This is a genomic window from Micromonospora sp. NPDC003241 (assembly GCF_053589795.1).
This window is the reverse complement of record NZ_JBSFSO010000002.1, coordinates 270,829-291,676: the sequence shown is the minus strand read 5'-3', so window position 1 is coordinate 291,676 and position 20,848 is coordinate 270,829. Positions and strand designations below refer to the sequence as shown.

Here is a 20,848-nt window from a genome sequence, read left to right as displayed (position 1 = left end):
CATGGGCAGCGGAATGTGGTCCACCGACGTGTACACCGCCGCCGACCGGTACCGCCGGGCCACCGGCAAGAGCGCGTTCTCGTACAGCGACAGCGGCGCCAAGGTGGTGCACCCGCAGCTGGACCCGCGCGGCGCGACGCGGGAGAGCCGTGACTCGGCCGAGCACCCGCGGTCGACCCCGGTCACGGTGCTGTTCGACGTGACCGGCTCGATGGGGCACGTGCCCCGCACCCTCCAGGCCAAGCTGCCGCAGCTGCTGGGGCTGCTGCTGCGCCAGGGATACGCCCGCGACCCGCAGATCATGTTCGGCGCCATCGGCGACGCCACCTGCGACCGGGTGCCGTTGCAGGTCGGCCAGTTCGAGTCCGACAACCGGATGGACGAGGACCTCGGCCGGATCGTGCTGGAGGGCGGCGGTGGCGGCCAGATGAAGGAGTCCTACGAACTGGCGCTCTACTACATGGCCCGGCGGACGGTCACCGACAGCTGGGAGAAGCGGGGCCGACGCGGCTACCTCTTCATCATCGGTGACGAGCTGGCGTACCCGGCGGTCAAGGCCGCCGAAGTGGCCCGCCTGATCGGCGACGACCCACGCGAGGACGTGCCGGTGCGGCAGATCGTCGACGAGGTGACCCGCCGCTGGGACACGTACTACCTGCTCCCGGCCGGCAGCCACTACTCGGGCAACCGCAAGGTGCTCGACTTCTGGCGCGGCCTGCTCGGCCAGAACGCCCTGGAGCTGGACGATCTCGACGCGGTCTGCGAGACGATCGCGCTCACCGTCGGCCTCGGTGAGCAGGCCATCGACCTCGACACCGGCCTGCGGGACCTGGACCGGAACGGCTCGACGGCCACCCGCACGGTGTCGAAGGCGCTGGCCCGGCTGAACGGGGCACGCCGCACCGAGGTGGCCGATCTGCCCGCCACCCGCACCACCGGCGGCGGAGTCGTCCGGCTGTGAACGAGCAGGTGACCGCTGCGCGCCCGGGTGTCCCGGCACCCGGGCGCGCCCCGGCGGGCGGTGCGGCGGCCGGATTCAGGGGCGACCCGGCGGGCAATGCGGCGGACGGCCCGGCAGACGGGCTCCCGGGCGGATCGGCGGACGGTGCGGCGGGCCGGTTCACGGGGGGCGCGGTCGGCGGGTCGGGTCCGGAGCACGCGATCGTGGTCGACCTCGGGTACGGCGACGCCGGCAAGGGCACGGTCGTGGACTGGCTCTGCGCCACCCGGCCGGTGCACACCGTGGTCCGGTTCAACGGGGGTGCGCAGGCGGCGCACAACGTCGTCCGGCCCGACGGCCGACACCACACGTTCGCGCAGTTCGGTGCCGGCACCTTCCACCCCGACGTACGCACCCACCTGTCCCGGCACGTCGTGGTGGACCCGTTGGCGCTCGCCGCCGAGGCCGACCACCTCGCCGCCGTCGGGGTGCCCGACGCGTTCGACCGGTTGACCGTGGACGGGGCGGCGCTGCTGGCCACCCCGTACCACCGGGCCGCCAACCGGGCCCGGGAGACGGCCCGGGGAGCCGACCGGCACGGTTCCTGCGGGCAGGGGGTGGGCGAGACCGTCGCGTACGGGCTCGCCCACCCCGACGAGGCACCCCGGGTCGCGGACTGCCGCAGCCCGGAGGTGCTGCGCCGCCGCTTGACCGCACTCCGGGACCGGCTCACCGCCGAACTCGGTCCGCTGGACGCCCCACCGGTGTCGGACTGCCTGCCGGCGTACCGGGCCTTCGCCGAGCGGGTGGCGATCGTCGACGGCTCCTGGCTGGCCGGGGCGCTGCGGGCCGGCCCGTGCGTGTTCGAGGGCGCCCAGGGGGTGCTGCTGGACGAGTGGCACGGCTTCCACCCGTACACCACCTGGAGCACCACCACCTTCGCCAACGCCGAATCCCTGCTGGCCGAGGCGGGACTGGGCGGGTCGGCGCTGCGGATCGGGGTGCTGCGTACCGTCACCACCCGGCACGGTCCCGGTCCGCTGGTCACCGAGGACTCGTCGCTGCCGCTGGCCGACCCGCACAACGCGACGAACCCCTGGCAGGGCCGCTTCCGGTTCGGCCACTTCGACGCCGTCGCGCACGCGTACGCCCTGGCGGTGGCGGGCGGGGTGGACGGTCTGGCGCTGACCCACCTGGACCTCACCGAACGCGGCCTCGATCTGCGTATCTGTCGCCGTTACGACGGCCTGGACCGGCTGGTCCCCGGACCGGCCGGCGACCTCGACCGGCAGGCCGCCCTCACCGCCCGCCTGCTGCGGGCGCGCCCGCACTACGACGCCGGTCCGGCCGACTGGCCCGAGGCGGTCGGCGAGGCGCTGGGCGCTCCGGTGCTCCTCACCTCCCACGGCCCCACCTCCGCCGACAAGGAGGTTCGTAAGGAAGGGCACCTTATTAACGCCTGGTGTAGAGGAAGGGCCCCTTCTTAACAGCCCGTGCCCTGAGCATGGAGGCATGGAGGCCGCGCTCGACCTGCTCCGGCAGACACTCACCTCGCCCTGGGTGTATCTGCTGATCTTCGGGCTCACCGCGGTCGACGCGTTCTTCCCGCTGGTGCCCTCGGAGGCGGCGGTCATCAGCGTCACCGTGCTCGCCACCGGTGGCCAGCCGAACCTGGCGCTGATCATCGTGGCGGCCACGCTCGGTGCGACCGCCGGTGACCACATCTCGTACGGGATCGGACGCGGCGGCGGATCGCGCCGGCTGGACCACTCACCGGTGGACAGCCGGCGCCGGGCCGGATCGGAGTGGGCCCGACGGGCGGTCGACCTGCGTGGCGGCGTCATCCTCATGGCCGCCCGTTACGTCCCCGGCGGGCGGACGGCGGTCACCCTGGCCATGGGTGCCGTCCGCTATCCGCTGCGCAGGTTCCTCCTCTTCGACCTGATCGGCTGCGGCTCGTGGGCGCTGTACTGCGTCCTGCTCGGCATCTTCGGCGGGCTCGCCTTCGAGCAGCACCCGCTGCACGGCATCCTGGCCGGCATCGGGCTCTCGATCTCGGTGACGCTGCTGGTCGAGTTGATCCGCTGGCTCCGGCACCGGGCGCACCGGCGGGCTGCGAGCGGTGCGGAGCCGGGTTGTTAGCAGGGGCCCCCTGCTCTACCGCAGGCGTTAGCAGGGGGCCCTTCCTTACACCTCGGGCGGGTGCCAGCTCGCGCCGTGCAGGAGTTGCCCGGCCCCCAGCCACGCGGCGTTCATCATCCGGGTCGCGGTCTTCTCCGGGTCGGCCTCGGGGTGGTCGGCGAGCCAGTCGCCCAGCGACTCGGTCGCCCCGACCAGCGCGTACGCGACCACTTCCCACTCGGTCTCGGCAGCCGTACGTCCCTCGGCACGCAGGGCGTGGTCCAACATCCCGGCGACCACCTCGACCATCCTGGCCCGCATCTGGGCCAGTTCCCGGGCGAACGGCTGCTCGGCGCGGGCCTGCCGATAGAGCACCGACCAGCCGTCGCGGTGTGCGCCGACGAAGCGGAAGAACGCCCGCAGGCCACGCCAGAGTCGCTCGTCGGCGGGCAGGTCGGGGACGGCCGCCCCGGCGATGGCCTCCATCATCCGGGTGCCCTCGCGGTGCAGGCAGGCGACGAAGAGTTCCTCCTTGGTGCCCAGGTACGCGTACACCATGGGTTTGGAGATGCCCGCGACCTCGGCGATCTCGTCCATGCTGGCGCCGTGGTAGCCGCGCCGGGAGAAGACCCGCACGGCGGCGTCGAGCATCTGCTGCTCGCGTACGGCCCGGGGGAGGCGCTTGAAGGCGGGTGTCGCGGACACCTTGCGAGCATACCTACCGGTGCGTAGGGTTACGCCTGAGTAACCACTGTTCGAGAGGTGCGTTCCATGACTGACTTCGACCCGGCCGCCTTCGCCAACATGGGCCCGAAGGAGTTCGCCCAGCTCGTCAAGAGCACCCCGGATAGCAAGCTCGCCGAGATCATGTCCGGTGAACTGCGCGGCAAGATCCTCGGCGAGGTCTTCGGGCGGATGCCCCAGATCTTCCGCGCGGATCGGGCCGGTTCCACCAACGCGGTGATCCACTGGAACATCACCGGCGCCCCCGACGGCGGCACCGACACGTACGAGGTGGTCATCGCCGACGGCACCTGCACGGTCAACGAGACCCCGCAGCACGAGCCGCGGCTGGCCCTGACGCTGGGCCCGGTCGAGTTCCTGAAGATCGTCTCGGGTGGCGCCAACCCGGTCATGATGTTCATGACCGGCAAGCTCAAGGCAAAGGGTGACCTGGGGCTGGCCGCCAACATCGCCAACCTCTTCGACATCCCCAAGGCCTGAGATGGTCGAATTCTCGCTCGACCTGAACGAGGAACAGCGGGATCTGCGCGACTGGGTGCACGGCTTCGCCAGCGAGGTCGTGCGCCCGGCCGCCGCCGAGTGGGACGCCCGGGAGGAGACTCCCTGGCCGATCATCGGCGAGGCGGCCAAGGTCGGCCTGTACGGCTTCGAGTTCCTCGCCACCTGCTGGGCCGACCCCACCGGGCTCTCCCTGCCGATCGCCAGCGAGGAGTTGTTCTGGGGCGACGCCGGGATCGGGCTGAGCATCTTCGGCACCTCGCTCGCGGTCGCCGCCATCTACGGCAGCGGCACGCCCGACCAGCTCGTCGAGTGGGTGCCGCAGTGCTTCGGTGACGTCGACTCACCGGCGGTCGCCGCGTTCTGCTCGTCCGAGCCGGAGGCCGGTTCGGACGTCTCCGCGATGCGTACCCGGGCCACGTACGACGAGGCGACCGACGAGTGGGTGCTGCGTGGCCAGAAGGCGTACGCCACCAACGGTGGGATCGCCGCCGTGCACGTGGTCACCGCCTCGGTCGACCCGGAGCTGGGCTCGCGAGGTCAGGCCGCATTCGTCGTACCCCCTGGCACCGCCGGCCTCTCCGCCACCCGCAAGCTGCGCAAACTCGGCCTGCGAGCGTCGCACACGGCGGACGTCTTCCTCGACGACGTCCGGGTGCCCGGCCGGTGCCTGCTCGGCGGCCGGGAGGCACTGGAGGAGCGGCTGGCCCGGGCCCGGTCCGGGCAGCGCGCCTCCGGCCAGGCCGCGATGCGGACGTTCGAGCTGTCCCGACCCACCGTCGGCGCCCAGGCGCTCGGCGTGGCCCGGGCCGCCTACGAGTACGCCCTGGACTACGCCCGGGACCGGGTCCAGTTCGGCCGCCCGATCATCACCAACCAGGCGGTCGCCTTCGCGCTCGCCGACATGAAGACGGAGATCGACGCCGCCCGGCTGCTGGTCTGGCGGGCCTCCTGGATGGGCCGCAACAACCGGCCGTTCACCGCGGGCGAGGGGTCGATGTCCAAGCTCAAGGCGGGTGAGGTGGCCGTGTCGGTCACCGAGAAGGCGGTCCAGTTGCTCGGCGGGGCCGGCTTCCTCCGCGACCACCCGGTCGAGCGGTGGTATCGGGACGCCAAGATCTACACCATCTTCGAGGGCACCTCCGAGATCCAGCGCCTGGTCATCTCCCGGGCGATCTCTGGGATGCAGATCCGCTGACTTTCGGCCCTTAAGTTCGATAAGCCTGAATGTTCATGGGATTCTCATTCGCTTCATCCCGTTGGCCATCTCCCACCACCCTCTGTCTAATTAGTGACAGACGTGAGTGTGTCCACAGTTGACCGCGCGGGGAGGAACGACGAATGGCATCCATGAGCCGCGACGAGGAGGACGGCCAGAGTGAGAGGGCTCGGGAACACCTACATCCCGTGCACGCCACTTACCTCAGTGCCGCGATGGCGCTCCTGACCGTGGTGCTGTTGACGGTTCTCGGCGGTTGCAGCAAGACCAACGGTACGGCCGTCGCCGGGATCGCGGCGGTCGGAACGATCATGACAGCCGCGTTCGGTGTCGCCGCCGCGTACGCCCGCCGGCCATCCGGCTCTCGTTCCACCCGCCGTCGTACCGGCACGTGGAGGCGATGACCGGCAGCATCCAGGCCGGACGGATGGCAGGACGCTCCGCACCCGATACCCGGAATGTTAGGAGGGGTCCCCTGCTATACCGGAGGCGTTAGCAGGGGACCCCTCCTTACACATCAGACCTCAGCGCTCGCTGGCACGACCTATCGCGGCGGCGACTCCGCTGACCCGGTCGGCGAGCAGGCCGAGCGCGCCCACCGCGCGATCGACCGGATCGTCGCCTCCCCCGCCCAGGGCCTTCGACCGCTGGAAGGCGTCCTTCACCTCGACCCACCGGGCGGCCTGCTCGGGAGTGAGCCGGCCGCGCAGCTCGGCGAGCTTGAGCAGGTTCGCCTCCGCCCCCGCCGCGAGCGTCTGCGCCTCGCCCAGGTAGTGGTCGTCGATCACCGCCTCCAGCTCCTCGTCGGTGAGCACCGGCACGATCCGCTCGGCGAGCTTGTTCATGTTCCGGTACGAACCCTGGAGCTGGAACTGCGGCTCGGTGCGGGCGTCGTCGGACTGGGCCGCCGAGGCGATGTACGCCTGGTTGTTGGCCAGCACCACCTGCTGCACCCGCAGCATCTTGCGCAGCACCGAGACCATCTGTTCCAGCTCCACCGGCTGGTACGGGTGGGAGAGCTGGTCGGCCCGGACCGAGTCGTCCCCGCGTGCCATCCGGACCAGCAGCTCCAGGTCGCCCCGGTCCCGTCCGGAGAGCGGCGCCAGCACCGCGTTGGCGGTGAGCGCGTTCTCGATGTAGCTGAGCGCGAACGCCTCCTCCCGCCCGGAGAGCACGTCACCGAGGTTCCACACGTCGGCCCGGTTGGCGAGCATGTCCGGGATCCGGAACCGCTTCCCCGACTCGGTGTACGGGTTACCGGCCATGCAGACCGCGAACCGCTTGCCGCGCAGGTCGTACGTGCGGGTGCGGCCCTCCCAGACGCCCTCCATCCGGCGCTGCCCGTCACAGAGCGAGATGAACTTCTGCAACAGCTCCGGGTTGGTGTGCTGGATGTCGTCCAGATAGAGCAGCACGTTGTTGCCCAGTTCCAGGGCGAAGGAGATCTTCTCGACCTCCTGCCGGGCGGTGGCGTCGGGCGCCTCGGCCGGGTCCAGCGAGGTGACCTTGGTGCCCAGGGCCGGTCCGTTGACCTTCACGAAGACCAGTCCGAGTCGGCTGGCCACGTACTCCATCAGGGTCGTCTTGCCGTACCCGGGCGGTGAGATCAGCAGCAGCAGGCCGGACTGGTCGACCCGCTTGCCGTCGCCGGTGGCACCGAGCTGCCGGGCCAGGTTGTCGCCGATCAGCGGCAGGTAGACCTCGTCGAGCAGCCGGTTGCGGACGAAGGCGTTCATCACCTTCGGCCGGTACTCCTCCAGCCGCAGGCGGTCCCGCTCGGCGTCCACCAGGGCGTTGCGTCGCCGCTGGTAGTCCCGGTATGCCGGGACCAGGTCGGTGCGGAACGCCCGGGTCCGGGCCAACATCTCGTCCAGCCGTACGTCCAGCGTGGAGCCGTCGATTCGCGGGTGCGCGCCGAGCAGCCCGCCAACCGTCTCGGTCATCGTCGCCGTGCTGTCCTGCCGCGCCGGTTCGGCACCGCACAGCTCGACGGCGACCGCCTCCGGCAGGTCGTACCCGGACAGGTTGCCGTCGTCGGTGGCCAGGAACGCGGTCAGCCACGCCGCCACCAGCTGGTGACGGCCGGCGAGGTCGTCACCGAGGGCCCGCAGGTCGTCGTCGAACTCGCGGGACGAGCGCGACTGCGGGCCGCCGAGTGCCCGGCGGAACCGGTCCAGCAGGGTCCGTGCCCCGCCGCCGGTGACGAACCGCACCGGCGGTGAGGACAGCTCCTCGAACAGGTACTCGCCGGCCACCGCCGTCCCACCGGGCGGCACCGGGAGTCCGGCGGACCGCAGGAACGTCTCGGCCGCCTCGGCGAGCTGCGCGCCGAGCCGGTCGGCGGCGTCCTCGCCCTCGGGGCGTCCGAACCGCTGCCGGGCGCGGGCCAGCGAAGCCGCCCGGGCGGTCCAGACGGACCGGGTCGGCTCGTCGGTGCCGTACCGCCAGAACAACTGCGCGGCGGCACGGTCGGCCGGTGGGTAGCGCAGCAGCCCGGCACCGGCGTGCAGGCGCAGTAGCACCCGCAGGATCTCGGCGGCGTCGTGGTCGTGCACGCCCCGCTCGTACCCCTCGTCGTAGCGGGTCTCGGCGATCCGCCGCACCAGGTCCCGCAGCCCGTTGGCGTCCACCGCCGCGGTGTGCAGCGCGTCCAGGGTGAGCCCGTCACGGCCCGCCTCGGCGGCGGCCAGGATGGCGGTGGCCAGGTACTCGGCCCGGTACACCTGCGCCGACTCGGAGACCAGCAGTTGGTCCCAGAACCGCCGGGTCTGCTGGAACTCCTCGTCACGCACCGGTGCGCGGTAGTCGGTGCCGGTCACCGCCACCACCATGCGGCCCTCGGCCGGCACCACCGCCACGTCGACCGGTTGGGTGTTCACCGCGAAGCGGTGCCGGCCCAGCCGGATCGTCTCGCCACCGTCGGCGTACAGGTCGAGGCGGTCGCGCAGGCCGCGTCCGGACTCCTGGCGCGCGGCCCGGATCCGGCCGTCCAGCTCCTCGGCCCGCACCGCGTCGCCGAGGGTACGCAGCTCCTCCACCACCGAGCGGAGCTTGCCCACCATCGGGTCGGCCGCGAAGTAGGTGTTGATCTCGTCGAGCGAGCCGAGCGTGCCGGCCCGCCGCTGCACGCTGACCAGGATCCGCTCGGCCGACCCGACCAGCCGGTCGGCCCGCCGGGACCGCTCGTCCAGCAACGCCTGCTTGCGTGCCGAGAACGCCTCGTAGATGTCGGTACGCCGGGTCGACAGCTCGGTGAGGAAGTCGTCGAACTCCCCGAACCGGGACTCCAGCTCCTCCACCCGCAGCAGCAGCCGGCCGAGCTGCTCGTCGCAGCGTTCGGCGGTGTCCGCCGCCGCCAGCGCCCCGGTGACCGCCTGCCCGAGCAGCGCGAACTCGGCGGCGAAACCGGCCCGGCCCTCGACTGCGGCCAGCTCCTGGCGCCGCTTGTCGAGCACCGCCCGGGCCCGGTTGACCGCGCCCAGCACCTCGCCGACCCGGCCCAGGATGCCGGTCCGCACGGTCGCGTCGGCGATGTCCAGCCCACCCACCACGTCGGTGATGGTCTGGAGGCCGTCGGTACGGGCGGCCAGCTCGTCGCGGACGGTACCGGCCTCGGCCACCGTGCCGATCTCGGCGGCCCGCGCGGCGAGTCGATCCACCTCCTGCTGGTAGCCGGTGAACGCCTCGTCGCGACGGAGGAACTCCACCGCCCGCCGGCCCGCCACCGACAGTTCCTCGTCCAGCCGGGCGGCCAGCTCGTCGATCCGGTCGTGGTCGACGTACCGCAGTTCGCGCAGCGACTCCAGGTGTCCGCGCGCCCGACGCAACCCACCGAGCTGGGTGACCCAGTCGTCGGCGGTCAGCGGTGCCTCGCCCCGGGCCCGGCGGGCCAGCGAGGCGATCTGCTCGGCGCTCTCGTCCAGCTCCGCGCGGGCCTGCTCGGTGAGCGTACGGACCTTCTCGTGCTCCTCCAGCACGGAGCTGGCGGTACGCCGCAGGCCGCTCAGCGGGGTGGCCAGGTCACCCAGCTCGTCCTCGCCGAGCCAGTGGAAGTGGTCGGTGATCCGGGCACAGGCCGCGATCAGCGCCTCGTACACCCCGGCGGTGGCGCTGTCCTGCACCATCCGCGCCGCCGAGAGGCAGTCCGAGATACCGCGTACCAGGTCGGCGTTGCCGATCCGCTCCAGCGGACCGGTGCCGGCCGGCTGCGCCGCCGCGTACGCGTCGGAGACGTACGGCGTCTGCCAGATCTGCATCGGGTGGACCCGGGTCGGCTCCTCGGAGACGGCCCGGAACACCACGAGCGTGCCGTCGTCGAACAGGGAGAAGCCGTGGCACGGGATCGGCGCGGCCACCTCCTTGCGGATCGCGTTGTACGGCAGCAGCAGCGAGCGCCCCTCGGCCCGGGCGTGGAAGACGTAGAGCACGTCCTCACCGTTCGGCGAGCGCACCACCCGCTCGAACTCCAGGTCGGCGACCTCGGTGTCGAAGGTGCGGGTGACGCCGGTGGCCAGGTGGTAGCCGCCCGGGAAGATGATGCCGTGGTCCTCGGGCAGCCGCTGGCAGGCCACCCCGATGCCGTCGAGGCGGACCACCTCCCGGGTGAGCGTGTTGAAGACCAGGTGCCGCCACTGCGTCTCCTTGTACGGCAGGATCCGCAGCAGGATCAGCGGACCCACCCGGGCCCACTGCACGTCGGCGTCGGCCAGGCTCTGCAACGGCTCGTCCACCGGCTCGCTGTAGATGCCCTCGCCGACCTCGGTGTTGTTCTCCACCTTGACGGTCAGCGTGCCGCCCACCGTCTCGACGAAGACCTCGCCGTCGATGTCGATGTGCGGGTGCCGGCCGAGGACGTGGTCCTGCCGGGTCGTCTCGATCCACTCGAAGTCGTGGCTCGGCGGGAAGACGTGGTCCCGCTCCCCCCGGCTGTCCAGGTACTCCGGGATGCCGTCCACGCCGACCTGCCAGCGCAGCACCCGGATGTCCTCGGTACGCGGCCCGGTCTGGAACACCGCCAGCAGCCGGGCGTCGACCCGGCGCAGTTGCAGCAGACGCGCCTGCCGGTAGTAGCGGTACAGCTCGCTGAAGTCCCGGACGAACTGCGGGTGACGCAGCAGGCCGGGCAACTCGTCCTGACCGGCCTCGTCGAACCGGAAGACGACCTCCTCCGATTCACCCTCGCGCTGTTCGCGGGTGAACCGGTGCAGCGAGAAGACGTCGTCGACGGTCGTCTCCGGCTTCAGGCCGATGAAGACGTTGTAGCCGAACAGCATCAGTCCGCCGACCGAGATGATGTCCCGGGGCACGCAGTTGTGCTCGGTACGGATCCGCTCGGTGCTCAGCAGCCGCAGCTCGGTGCTGCCGAAGACCTCCAACCGGCGGGCGTTGAGCGACTCGGCCCGCCGGGCCAACTCGGCGGCCTGTCCGGCGAGGCGCCTGCGCAGCACCTCGTAGCTGCCGTCGTCCAGCCCGGGCCGGGTACCGCCGTCCGACACGACCTCGGCCGGATCGGGTCCGTCGCCGGACCGGCCCGCCGGGGCCGGCCCGGCGGCACCGGGCATACGCCCGGTGGTCGCCGGACCGGCGGTCGGCTCACTCACCGGCGGGCTGCCGCGAACCGGTGAGGGCGGCGACCGGGGTGTCCGCCACACCCAGGCGCTGCGCGGCCTTCAGCAGCTCCTGGAGCTTGCCCTTGTCGGCACCGCCGGAGCGCATCTGCTGCGCCAGGAACGCCGAGAGCGTGAGGTTCTGCACGTCGGCGGTGTTCAGCGAGCCGATCATCCGGGTCAGGTCGTCGGTGAAGCTGGCTTTGCCGTCCAGCCACGGCTGGGCGAGGTTCTTCGCCACGTCCGAGTGGGCCACGAAGCTGTCCACGCTCTTGCCGAACGAGATCGAGCTGAGCAGCCGATCGAAGAAGACACTGTCCCCACCGACGATGTCGATGTTCGCCTTCTCCAGACCGGTGGAGACCAGGGCGGCCTGTGCCTCGGCGACCTGCCGCTGGGTGTCCAGCCCGGCGAGCCGGACCTCCTTCTCCAGTTCCAGGCGCAGCCGGTACTCCTCGTGCTCGCGGGTCGCGTCGTCCAGCGCGGCCATCGCGGCGGCCTTCTCGGTGAGACCCTCTGCCTCGCCCTTCAGCTTCTCGCGCACCGCGTCGGCGACGAGCAGCGCCTTCTCCCGCTCCACCGCGACCTCGGCCCGACCGACCTTCTCGATCGCCTCGGCACTGCGCTCCTTGACCTGCACCTCGGCCAGGCCCGCCGCTGCGGTCTCGGCCTGGACTCCCTCGGCCAGCCGGATCTTCGCCCGGGCGTCCAGTTCTGCGGCCTGCTGACGGGCCTCGGCCAGCACCAGTTCCTCGCGGGCCTTGTACTTCGCCGCCGCCTCGGCGGCCTCCGCCGCCTTGATGTCCTTGACCAGGCTCTCCTGCGCCTCGGCCTCGGCCTGGATGACCACCGCCTGGCGGGTCCGCTCGGCCTCCTCGACCACGCGCAGCCGCTTGATGTTCTCCTCCTGCTCGGCCACGGTCTTCTCCACCGCGATCCGCTCCCGGACGACCTCGGCGATGGCCCGCTTCTCGGCCTCCACCTCCTTGTCCTTGGCGATCGTGCTCAGCTCGGTCTCCCGCTCCCGGCCGATCACCTCCAGCATGCGGTCCTTCTCGATCCGCTCGGTCTCGATCGCGATGACCCGCTCGCGGTTCTTCTCCGCCACCGCGATCTCCCGCGCCCGGTTCTCGTGCTGGACGCCCAACTGCTCGTCGGTACGGATGTTCGCCGTCTCGGCCCGCAGCCGCTCCTCGGCGCGTACCCGGGTGGTCTCGGCCTGCTCGCGGGCCCGCACGGTCTCGATCTCGCGCTGCTGCTTGGCCTCGGCGTCGGCCTGCCGCCGCTCCAGTTCGAGGATCGCCTCCTTGGCGTCCACGTTCTGGCGGGTGATCTCCTTCTCCTCGCTGCGCCGGAACTCGTTGGTCCGGACGTGCTCCTGCGTGGTCAGCTCGGTGATCTTCCGAATGCCCTGCGCATCGAGGATGTTCTTCGGGTCGAGCTGCGACATCGGCGTCTGCTCGAGGAAGTCGATCGCCGCGTCCTCCAGGCTGTAGCCGTTGAGGTCGGTGCCGATGACCCGGATGATCTGGTCGCGGAACTCGTCACGCTTGGTGTAGAGGTCGACGAAGTCGAGCTGCTTGCCGACGGTCTTCAGCGCCTCGGAGAACTTCGCGTTGAACAGCTCCTGGAGGGTCTCCCGGTCGCTGGCCCGCGCGGTGCCGATCGCCTGCGCCACCTTGATGACGTCCTCGTTCGTCTTGTTCACCCGAACGAAGAAGGTGATCCGGATGTCGGCCCGGATGTTGTCGCGGCAGATCAGACCCTCGTTGCCGGTCCGTTCGATGTCGATCGTCTTGACCGAGATGTCCATGACCTCGGCCTTGTGCAGCACGGGCATCACCACCGCACCGGTGAAGGTCACGTCGACCCGCCGGATCTTGGAGATGATCAGTGCCTTGCCCTGCTCGACCTTGCGGAACAGCCGACTGACCATGAACACCACGCCGAGCGCGACGAGCAGGACGACGGCGAGGAGTACACCGATTCCGGTGGTGATCACTTCCATGGTTGGGCGCGCGGACGGCGGCAGCCGGCGACGGGGCCGGGGCGGGGCGCCGCGCATCCTCCTTTCGAGGGGATACGTCAGGGGCAGCGTGGCGGGCGGGCCGGACGAAGGGGGTTCGCACCGACCGCCTCGGACGAGGTCGGGGTGATCCGCGCGGAAGCGGACTCACCAGGGGCGATTACTCGGGGGCATGTCTCAGGGGGTCGAAGGTGGGCCCGGCGGGCATCACCCAGAAGAACTCACCCTCGGTGTCGTAGTCGTAGATCAACGCGGAACTGCCGGCCGTCATCTTCTCGTCGCCCGGCTGCCGGACCTGCACCACCGCCGACGAGCCGTCCGCCGCCGTCACCTCGGCCTGACCGAAGTCGGCGGTGACCGTACCGGTCCGCACCACGCAGAGGCGGCCGACGAAGGTGTTCCGGCTGGCGTCCGAGTCGGTCGGGAAGAGACGTCCCAACGGCACCGCGATCAGCCGGGTCACCGCGTACGCGCAGAACGCGGCGGCCAGCAGCACGCCGACCGAGACCGCGATCCGGGTACCGGCGCCGAGCCCGATGCCGTCGAGCAGCGCGGTACCGGCCAGGCTGACGAACCAGGCCACCGCGACGAGCAGGGAGAAGATGATCGCACTGGGTACGCCGCCGAGCCCGAGCCCGGCGAGGAACGTACCGGGTCCGCCGTCGACGTCCAGGTCGTCACCCAGATCCAGCACCCCGGTCAGCACCAGCAGCCAGTAGCCGACGACGACCACGAGCAGGAAGCTGAACAGCACGGTGGGGAAACTGAGTGCCGTGGCCAGAAAGCCGGTCACCTTGTCCTCCTCCCCGCACCCGGCGGCCCGACCAGGCCACCGGCACGATGATCGTGACACGGGATGTCAACCGCACGGTCAGGGCCGATCGGCCGGTCCACCCGGTCTGACCGGCCAAGATCAGCCCAGGTTGGCCTCGACGAGCGCATCCAGCGTCGCCGCACGGACCTGCGGCGTGTCCCCGGTCACTGAGACGAACAGGGTACGCCCGTCGGGAAGCCACGCCGACAGGTACGCCGTCGAGGTCGCCACGTCGTCCGTGGCCAACACCTGCGCCACAGTCGCCACCGTTACCTCGCGGGGCACCCCGGGCAGTCCCAGCGCCGCCTCGAAGTCGAAGACCGCGACCACCCGGATCACCGGGCCGGCCCCCTCGTACGCCACCCGGTCGCCGCTCGGCACCGCCTGCGGGCGGGCCATCCGCAGCACCGCCTCGGCGGGATCGGCCGGTCGCAGATAGGCCGGCAGGCCACGCAGTTCGGGCACGGCGGGGCCGGCGGTCGCCGCGACCTGCGGCGCGGGTGCCGGTCGGCCGGCGGTCACCACGGTGAAGACCCCCAGGCCGACCACCGTGCACAAGGCCAGCGCCACGGCGACGGCCTGGAGACGGCGACGACGACGCAGGCGGGCCCGCACCCCCGGCAGCGGATCCGGACCCGACGGGTACCGGTCGGTCTCGTCGTCCCAGACCTCGCGGAGCGCGTCCCGGACGTCGGTCATCCCGCCACCTTCCGACCGGCTTCGGCCCGGACGCCCGACAGACCCGGGCGGATCGCGTCGAGCGCCCGGTGCCGCATCGACCGGACGGTCGCCGGGCGTCGCCCGATCGCCTCGGCGATCGCCGCGTCGTCCAGATCGTCGAGGTACGCCATGACGAGCACCGCCCGTTGCACGGGCGGCAACCCGGCCAGCAGTCGACGCAGCAGATCAGCGTCCTCGACGCCGTCGCCGGACCAGCCGTCCTCGACGCCGTCACCGGACCAGCCGTCCTCGACGCCGTCGCTGGGCCAGGCGTCGTCAACGCGATCGGGCCCACGCCCGGTGACGCGGCCGAGACCGACCTCGGTGCTGCTGCCGGTCCCACCGTCGACGACCAACGGTGACGCTGCCGGAGTGAGCCGGATGCGGCGGACCAGCGTCCGGAGCCGACCGATGTGCAGTCGGATCATCGTGGTCTTCGCGTACTCGAACGGGTTGCCGTCGGCGAACACGCGATGCCACACCCCGGCCACCTGGACGTAGGTCTCCTGGAGGAGATCCTCCGCCTGGTCCGGGTCGGCGGCGACCGCACGTGCGTACCGGCGCAACGCCGGAGTGGACCGGCGGACGAACGTCTCGAACTCGTCGGCTTCCATCCCACCTCCCTCGCCACTAAATACGCTGCGGGGAGGTCGTTGCGTTGCGGCCCGTCGACCAGAACCGCCGACCGTTCGGCCACCGACGTCCGGCGCGGCGGCTCGCCCGACGAACCGGATCAGCACCGTCAGGGCAGCCGGACAGCCGACCGACCGGTCGGACCGCCGATCCCGGTCGGACCGCCGATCCCAGTCGAACGCCGCCGGACTGGGCGAGGCCGCCGGACTGGGCGAGGCCGCCGGACTGGGCGAGGCCGCCGAGCCCGATCAACACACCGCCGGGCGGTTCGACGCCGTCGGGCCGATCGAAGCCGCCGGACCAGCCGACGCCACCGGACCGATCGACACCGCCGTGCCCGGCCGACGCCGCCGGACTGGGCGAAGCCGCCAGGGCCGGTCGACACACCGCCGGGGTGGCCGGGGCGGCCGACGCCGGCTCCGTGGGCTCAGACGGGGAGCGTGATCCTGCCGTCGATCGCGGACGACGCGATGTCACCACGGTGGTGCGACCCGGCCAGCGTGATGCCGCGTACCAGTTGGTAGGCGGCGTCGCGCGCGGCGGCCAGGTCGGGGCCGGTGGCCGTACCGCAGAGGACTCGGCCGCCGGCGGAGAGCAGGGCACCGTCGGTGGCCCGGCGGGCGGTGCCGGCGTGGAGGACGCCCGGACGGTCCGCGCCCGTGATCACGTCACCGGTACGCGGCGGGGCCGGGTAACCCTCGGCGGCGACCACGACGGTGACCGCCGCGCCGTCGCGCCAGACCAGCGGCGGGTGCTCGGCCAGCGTGCCGGTGGCGGCGGCGTGCAGCAGACCGGCCAGTGGAGTCTCCAGCAGGGCGAGCACCACCTGGGTCTCCGGGTCACCGAAGCGGGCGTTGAACTCGATCACCCGGGGGCCGTCGGCGGTGATCGCCAGCCCGACGTAGAGCAGGCCCGCGAAGGGCTTGCCCCGACTCCGCATCTCGGCCAGCGTGGGGTGCACGACGTCGCGCATCACGTCGTCGACCAGGTCGGACGGCGCCCAGGGCAGCGGCGCGTAGGCACCCATGCCGCCGGTGTTCGGGCCGGTGTCACCGTCACCGACCCGCTTGAAGTCCTGCGCGGGCAGCAGCGGCACCGCGGCCTCGCCGTCGGTCACCACGAACAGCGAGACCTCCGGACCGGCCAGGTACTCCTCGACGACCACCCGACCGCACTCGGCGGCGTGCCGCAGCGCGGCGTCGCGGTCCTCGGTCACCACCACGCCCTTGCCGGCGGCGAGCCCGTCGTTCTTCACCACGTACGGCGGCCCGAACTCGTCCAGCGCTGCGGCCGTGCTCGCCGCGTCGGTGCAGGTGTGGGCGCGGGCCGTGGGCACTCCGGCGGCCGTCATCACGTCCTTGGCGAACGTCTTGGAGCCTTCCAACTGCGCCGCCTCAGCCGACGGACCGAACACCGCGATGCCCTTGGCCCGCAGCGCGTCGGCGACTCCGGCGACCAGCGGCGCCTCCGGCCCGATCACGACCAGGTCGGCAGCCACCTCGACCGCCAGCCCCGCCGCGGATTCGGGATCTGTCGCCACGACCTCCCGCAGCTCGGCAACGCCCGCGATCCCGGGATTGCCCGGTGCCGCGATCACCTGCTCGACGGTCGGATCCTCGGCGAGCCGCAGCGCAAGCGCGTGCTCCCGTCCACCACTACCCAGCAACAGAACACGCACAGCCGGCATCCTACCCACCGCCCACCCCGGCACTGTTGATCAAGAAGTTTGCGTCTCAATTTGGGCGTCTCGACGCTCAAACTTCTTGATCAACGCGGCGGGGCGGGGGCCGGCGGGGCGGGGGCGGGCAGTGGGGGTGGGTGGGGTTAGTGGGGGGTGCGGAGGGCTTGTTTGACGGTTTGCGGGATGTAGTCGGGGTGGAGGGTGTCGGACCAGGTGAAGCGGAGGATGCGCCAGCCGGCGTTCACCAGGCGGTTCTGTCGCATCCGATCCGCGTAGACCGCCTGCGGTCCGTCGTGTGGGCCCCTGCCGTCCGCCTCGGCGATCAGGCGAGCCCGGCGCCAGCCCAGGTCACCGACCCCCAGCAGCCAGCCGTCCTCGTCACGCACCTCCACCTGGAGCACGTCCGGCGGGACACCGCCGTCGACGCACCGCAGCCGGGCACGCGTCTCCAGCGGCGACTGGGCTCGGCCGTCCGTCTCGGTGAGGTGCCGCCGGGCGGCGACAGCACCGCGCCGTCCGGCGATCAGAGCGGGGATCGACGCCAGGTCCGCCTCGGTGAGCAGCCGCCGGTTGAGCGCCGAGTCCAGGACGCAGACGGCGGGGTACCGTTCCGCGCGCAGGATGACGTCGGCGACGGTACGCACAGCGTTGGTGACCGGCACACCGGCCAGCACGTCGACATCGTCCGGACCCAACGTCAACTGGTGTACGACGAGTTCCGGATCGGTACGCCGCTGCGGGCGCGGGCACTGCACCGGCACCGAGACGTGGATCTCGGACGCGGCACGCAGCCCGGCGATCCCGTGCAACTCGGCGGCGGTCCCCAGTACGGCCACCGCCCCCGGCCCCAGACTGTCCACCGCTGCCCGGATCCGGGCCCGTCGTAGCGCCAACGGGTCAGGTTCGGTGGACGGCGTGAAGCGGCCTCGGGCCAGCCTGACCCAGCGCCCCGACCGGACCAGGTGGCGGATCTGCCCCCGAGTGAACCCCGCCGACAGCGCCTGTTCCACCGTCACCACACTGCTGCGCGTCCCGAATCCCGTCTCCCCCATCCCCCCACCCCACCGCCAACACCCCCCGTTTCTCCACCCCCTGTGGATAACCCGCCGCCCCCTGTGGACAACCTCCGCCGCCAGCGGGGTTGATCAAGGGATTTGGGTCACCCGGACCCCCTCACCGCGACCAAAACTTCTTGATCAACGCGGAGAGGGGGTGGGTGGGGTGGGAGGGAGGGGTGGGGTGGGGGTGGTTAGGGGAGGAGGGGGTGGCGGGTTACGTTTTCTTCGCGGCCGGGGCCTACGCCTACGACGCTGACGCGGGTGTTGCAGAGTTGCTCGATGCGGGCGATGTAGCGCCGGGCGTTCTCGGGGAGGTCGTCCTCGGTCCGCGCCTTCGTGATGTCCTCCCACCAGCCGTCGTGCTCTTCGTAGATCGGCGTGGCGTGGTGGAAGTCGGTCTGGGTCATCGGCATGTCGTCGACGCGCTTGCCGTTGATCTCGTAGCCGACGCAGATCGGCACGGTGGCCAGGCCGGTGAGCACGTCCAGCTTCGTGACGACCAGGTCGGTGACGCCGTTGAGGCGACAGGCGTACCGGGCCACCACCGCGTCGAACCAGCCGCAGCGGCGCTCCCGGCCGGTGGTGGTGCCGTACTCGTGGCCGACCTTGCGCAGGTGCGCGCCGTTGTCGTCGAACAGCTCGGTCGGGAACGGACCCGAACCGACCCGGGTGGTGTACGCCTTGCTGACCGCGATCACCTTCGTGATCGCGGTCGGCGGGATGCCCGCGCCCACGCAGGCGCCGCCGGCCGTCGGGTTCGACGAGGTGACGAAGGGGTACGTGCCGTGGTCCATGTCGAGCATGGTGGCCTGGGCACCTTCGAGCAGTACGGTGTCGCCCCGGTCCAGCGCGTCCCAGAGCATCGACCGGGTCTCCGCGATGTACGGCCGCAGCCGCTCCGCGTACTCCAGGTACTCCTCGATGGTGGCGTCGACGTCCCCCGCCTTGCGGTTGTAGACCTTGAACAGCACCTGGTTCTTCTCGCGCAGCGCGAGTTCCAGCTTCTTGCGGAAGATGCCCGGGTCGAGCAGGTCCTGCACCCGGATGCCCATCCGGGCGACCTTGTCGCCGTACGCGGGGCCGATGCCCCGGCCGGTGGTGCCGATGCGGGAGCTGCCGAGGTAGCGCTCGACCACCCGGTCCAGCGCCCGGTGGTGCGGCATGATCAGGTGCGCGTCGCCGGAGATGCGCAGCCGGGAGACGTCCACGCCGCGCTCGGCGAGCCCGTCGATCTCGGACAGCAGCACCTTCGGGTCGACCACCACGCCGTTGCCGATGACGATCACGGCGTTCGGGGAGAGCGCGCCCGAGGGCATGAGGTGCAGCGCGTACTTCTGGCCGTCAGGGGTGATCACGGTGTGCCCGGCGTTGTTGCCGCCGGAGTAGCGCACGACGTAGTCGACCCGCTCACCCAGTTGGTCGGTAACCTTGCCCTTGCCCTCGTCACCCCACTGAGCGCCGATGAGCACGATCGCTGGCATCTCTTCGCCTCCAGAAGGCTCGGGTGCCAGATGGCGACCGGTCAGCGAGCCCGGGGTGTCAGGTTAACAAGTAGTGACGGCACGACCGGCAGGGGTCGCGCCGAGAGGCAGGAGGGGCCTACCCGTGTACGACGTGGTGCTGCTCACCCTCGGCTCGGAGCGGGACGCTCCCGGGGCCGGGTGTGGCAGCGGCGGAGCCTGTTGTGGCGGAGCGTCCGAGGCTGCCCCGGACCGCCCGGAACGCTGCGAGACCCCGCGCGTACCGGTGCTGGCCTGCGCGGACGCACTGACCGCCCGAGGCGCACGAGTCGAGACGGTGACCGCCCGCTCGGACGCGGAGATCGACGAGGTGCTGGCCCGACTGGACGCGCCGCCGCGTCCGGACGGGCTCACCTGGCCCGACCCGGACTCCAAGGTCCGTCTCGTGGTGGCAGTCGCCGGTGACGCACAGTTGCGGGCCGTGATACGCCGGTTGGTCCGGCGGTACGCCCCACCGCCGAGTCGTCGTCCGGCCGACCTGGCCGACGGCCGGACCGTGCCGGACCTGCCGCCGGTCGGCGTACTGCCGCTGGACCCGGCCCGCAGCACGACACACCGGGACCTCGCCGCGCAGCTCGGCCTGCCGCGTGATCCGGCGGCGGTGGCCGCCGCCGTGCTCGACGGCACCCCCCGCCGACTGGACCTGCTGCGCAACGACGGCGGTTCGGTCACGCTCGACGGCGCGCTGCTCGGTGCCGCCGCCGAGGACGGACGCCCGTTGCACTGGCGTGGTCGGGTGGAGGTGGACGACGCGGTGCTCTCGCACGGCGACGACCCGCTGCTGGCCTGCGCGATCGGCAACGCCGCCGGTTACGCCCGGCTCGACGACGTCACCCTGCTCGCCGCGCCCGACCCCACGGACGGGCTGGTCGAGGTGGCGGTGGCGGTCCCGGTGGTGACCCGGTCGCGGCTGGGTCGCCGACGGGTACGCCTGGAGGTGCGTCGGGCCCGGGGCCGGGCGGTGTCCGTGTTGCCCCGGGACGAGGGTGCGCTGCCGTATCTGGACGACGGTGTGGAGGGGCAGTTGACCCGTAAGCGGTCCTGGTGGACCGAGTCGGGCGCCTGGGCGGTCTGGACCGTCTGACCCCACCCCGCGTCGGCGGCCGAGGTCGGCCGGTGGGCCTATCCTCGGCAGAGGGAATGGGGGAGGAACCGTGGTGGACGAGAACGCCGACCGGGCGCACGTGCCCGGCCAGCAAGGGGCGCCGGAACGGGACATCGAACCACTCTGGCCGCCGGATCAGGTCGAGGGCTTCGGCACGCCCGCA

At 71.7% G+C, this 20,848-nt stretch carries 16 protein-coding genes; 7 read left to right on the top strand and 9 right to left on the bottom strand.

Features of this window, described 5'->3' with window-relative positions:
• Nucleotide 1 precedes the first annotated feature (1 nt).
• The 3 genes from ACWDVW_RS03125 (at nt 2) to ACWDVW_RS03115 (ending at nt 3,082) form a co-directional block, all read left to right on the top strand.
• Entirely contained in the window at nt 2–961 is a 960-nt protein-coding gene (locus ACWDVW_RS03125) for a hypothetical protein (protein ID WP_449944080.1), read from the top strand.
• 200 nt (nt 962–1,161) lie between these two features.
• Nucleotides 1,162–2,427 carry an adenylosuccinate synthetase gene (locus ACWDVW_RS03120; protein ID WP_449944208.1) on the top strand — a complete coding sequence of 422 codons (1,266 nt, stop codon included), beginning with the start codon at nt 1,162–1,164 and terminating at the stop codon, nt 2,425–2,427.
• Nucleotides 2,428–2,452: 25 nt separating this feature from the next.
• Nucleotides 2,453–3,082, top strand: a complete 630-nt coding sequence (locus ACWDVW_RS03115; protein ID WP_449944078.1) for a DedA family protein — start codon at nt 2,453–2,455, stop codon at nt 3,080–3,082.
• Between the two features lie 45 nt (nt 3,083–3,127).
• On the opposite strand, the gene ACWDVW_RS03110 is transcribed toward ACWDVW_RS03115, so the two are convergent.
• Entirely contained in the window at nt 3,128–3,766 is a 639-nt protein-coding gene (locus tag ACWDVW_RS03110; protein WP_449944076.1) for a TetR/AcrR family transcriptional regulator, read from the bottom strand.
• 66 nt (nt 3,767–3,832) lie between these two features.
• On the opposite strand from ACWDVW_RS03110, the gene ACWDVW_RS03105 reads away from it, so the two are divergent.
• The 3 genes from ACWDVW_RS03105 to ACWDVW_RS03095 all read left to right on the top strand — a co-directional run bounded on the left by ACWDVW_RS03105 (nt 3,833) and on the right by ACWDVW_RS03095 (nt 5,926).
• Complete coding sequence (locus tag ACWDVW_RS03105; protein WP_449944073.1) at nt 3,833–4,285, top strand: SCP2 sterol-binding domain-containing protein; 453 nt, start codon at nt 3,833–3,835, stop codon at nt 4,283–4,285.
• Nucleotide 4,286: 1 nt separating this feature from the next.
• On the top strand, nt 4,287–5,501 hold the full coding sequence (locus ACWDVW_RS03100; RefSeq protein WP_449944071.1) for an acyl-CoA dehydrogenase family protein: 1,215 nt from the start codon (nt 4,287–4,289) through the stop codon (nt 5,499–5,501).
• A 143-nt stretch (nt 5,502–5,644) separates the two neighbouring features.
• On the top strand, nt 5,645–5,926 hold the full coding sequence (locus ACWDVW_RS03095; RefSeq protein ID WP_449944068.1) for a hypothetical protein: 282 nt from the start codon (nt 5,645–5,647) through the stop codon (nt 5,924–5,926).
• Between the two features lie 120 nt (nt 5,927–6,046).
• Here ACWDVW_RS03095 and ACWDVW_RS03090 read toward each other — a convergent pair whose 3' ends face one another.
• From ACWDVW_RS03090 to ACWDVW_RS03055, 8 genes are all read right to left on the bottom strand, one after another.
• Nucleotides 6,047–11,122 carry a DNA repair ATPase gene (locus tag ACWDVW_RS03090; protein WP_449944065.1) on the bottom strand — a complete coding sequence of 1,692 codons (5,076 nt, stop codon included), beginning with the start codon at nt 11,120–11,122 and terminating at the stop codon, nt 6,047–6,049.
• Nucleotides 11,115–13,136 carry a flotillin family protein gene (locus ACWDVW_RS03085; protein WP_449944062.1) on the bottom strand — a complete coding sequence of 674 codons (2,022 nt, stop codon included), beginning with the start codon at nt 13,134–13,136 and terminating at the stop codon, nt 11,115–11,117. Before ACWDVW_RS03085 ends, ACWDVW_RS03090 begins: the two co-directional genes overlap by 8 nt.
• Nucleotides 13,137–13,314: 178 nt before the next feature.
• Nucleotides 13,315–13,947 (bottom strand): hypothetical protein, encoded by a 633-nt coding sequence (locus tag ACWDVW_RS03080; protein ID WP_350697598.1) that lies wholly within the window; start codon nt 13,945–13,947, stop codon nt 13,315–13,317.
• Nucleotides 13,948–14,067: 120 nt separating this feature from the next.
• The gene (locus ACWDVW_RS03075) at nt 14,068–14,667 is read right to left on the bottom strand and encodes a hypothetical protein (RefSeq protein ID WP_449944059.1); all 600 of its coding nucleotides are present in this window, start codon (nt 14,665–14,667) and stop codon (nt 14,068–14,070) included.
• Entirely contained in the window at nt 14,664–15,302 is a 639-nt protein-coding gene (locus ACWDVW_RS03070; RefSeq protein WP_449944056.1) for an RNA polymerase sigma factor, read from the bottom strand. Before ACWDVW_RS03070 ends, ACWDVW_RS03075 begins: the two co-directional genes overlap by 4 nt.
• 446 nt (nt 15,303–15,748) lie before the next feature.
• The gene (purD, locus tag ACWDVW_RS03065) at nt 15,749–16,999 is read right to left on the bottom strand and encodes a phosphoribosylamine--glycine ligase (protein ID WP_449944053.1); all 1,251 of its coding nucleotides are present in this window, start codon (nt 16,997–16,999) and stop codon (nt 15,749–15,751) included.
• A gap of 146 nt (nt 17,000–17,145) precedes the next feature.
• Entirely contained in the window at nt 17,146–18,054 is a 909-nt protein-coding gene (locus ACWDVW_RS03060) for a type IV toxin-antitoxin system AbiEi family antitoxin domain-containing protein (RefSeq protein ID WP_449944050.1), read from the bottom strand.
• A 197-nt stretch (nt 18,055–18,251) separates the two neighbouring features.
• A complete protein-coding gene (locus ACWDVW_RS03055; protein WP_396744136.1) occupies nt 18,252–19,541 on the bottom strand; it encodes an adenylosuccinate synthase in 1,290 nt (429 codons plus the stop codon).
• A 124-nt stretch (nt 19,542–19,665) separates the two neighbouring features.
• Between ACWDVW_RS03055 and ACWDVW_RS03050 the strand changes: the two genes are divergently transcribed.
• The gene (locus tag ACWDVW_RS03050) at nt 19,666–20,664 is read left to right on the top strand and encodes a hypothetical protein (protein ID WP_449944046.1); all 999 of its coding nucleotides are present in this window, start codon (nt 19,666–19,668) and stop codon (nt 20,662–20,664) included.
• Nucleotides 20,665–20,848: the final 184 nt, after the last annotated feature.

Excerpts from the sequence above, each read along its gene's own strand:
- ACWDVW_RS03085 (WP_449944062.1), bottom strand. The coding sequence starts at position 13,136 with ATGGAAGTGATCACCACCGGAATCGGTGTACTCCTCGCCGTCGTCCTG.
- ACWDVW_RS03115 (WP_449944078.1), top strand. The coding sequence starts at position 2,453 with ATGGAGGCCGCGCTCGACCTGCTCCGGCAGACACTCACCTCGCCCTGG.
- ACWDVW_RS03075 (WP_449944059.1), bottom strand. The coding sequence starts at position 14,667 with ATGACCGACGTCCGGGACGCGCTCCGCGAGGTCTGGGACGACGAGACC.
- ACWDVW_RS03070 (WP_449944056.1), bottom strand. The coding sequence starts at position 15,302 with ATGGAAGCCGACGAGTTCGAGACGTTCGTCCGCCGGTCCACTCCGGCG.
- ACWDVW_RS03125 (WP_449944080.1), top strand. The coding sequence starts at position 2 with ATGGGCAGCGGAATGTGGTCCACCGACGTGTACACCGCCGCCGACCGG.
- ACWDVW_RS03105 (WP_449944073.1), top strand. The coding sequence starts at position 3,833 with ATGACTGACTTCGACCCGGCCGCCTTCGCCAACATGGGCCCGAAGGAG.
- ACWDVW_RS03100 (WP_449944071.1), top strand. The coding sequence starts at position 4,287 with ATGGTCGAATTCTCGCTCGACCTGAACGAGGAACAGCGGGATCTGCGC.
- ACWDVW_RS03060 (WP_449944050.1), bottom strand. The coding sequence starts at position 18,054 with ATGGGGGAGACGGGATTCGGGACGCGCAGCAGTGTGGTGACGGTGGAA.
- ACWDVW_RS03055 (WP_396744136.1), bottom strand. The coding sequence starts at position 19,541 with ATGCCAGCGATCGTGCTCATCGGCGCTCAGTGGGGTGACGAGGGCAAG.
- ACWDVW_RS03095 (WP_449944068.1), top strand. The coding sequence starts at position 5,645 with ATGGCATCCATGAGCCGCGACGAGGAGGACGGCCAGAGTGAGAGGGCT.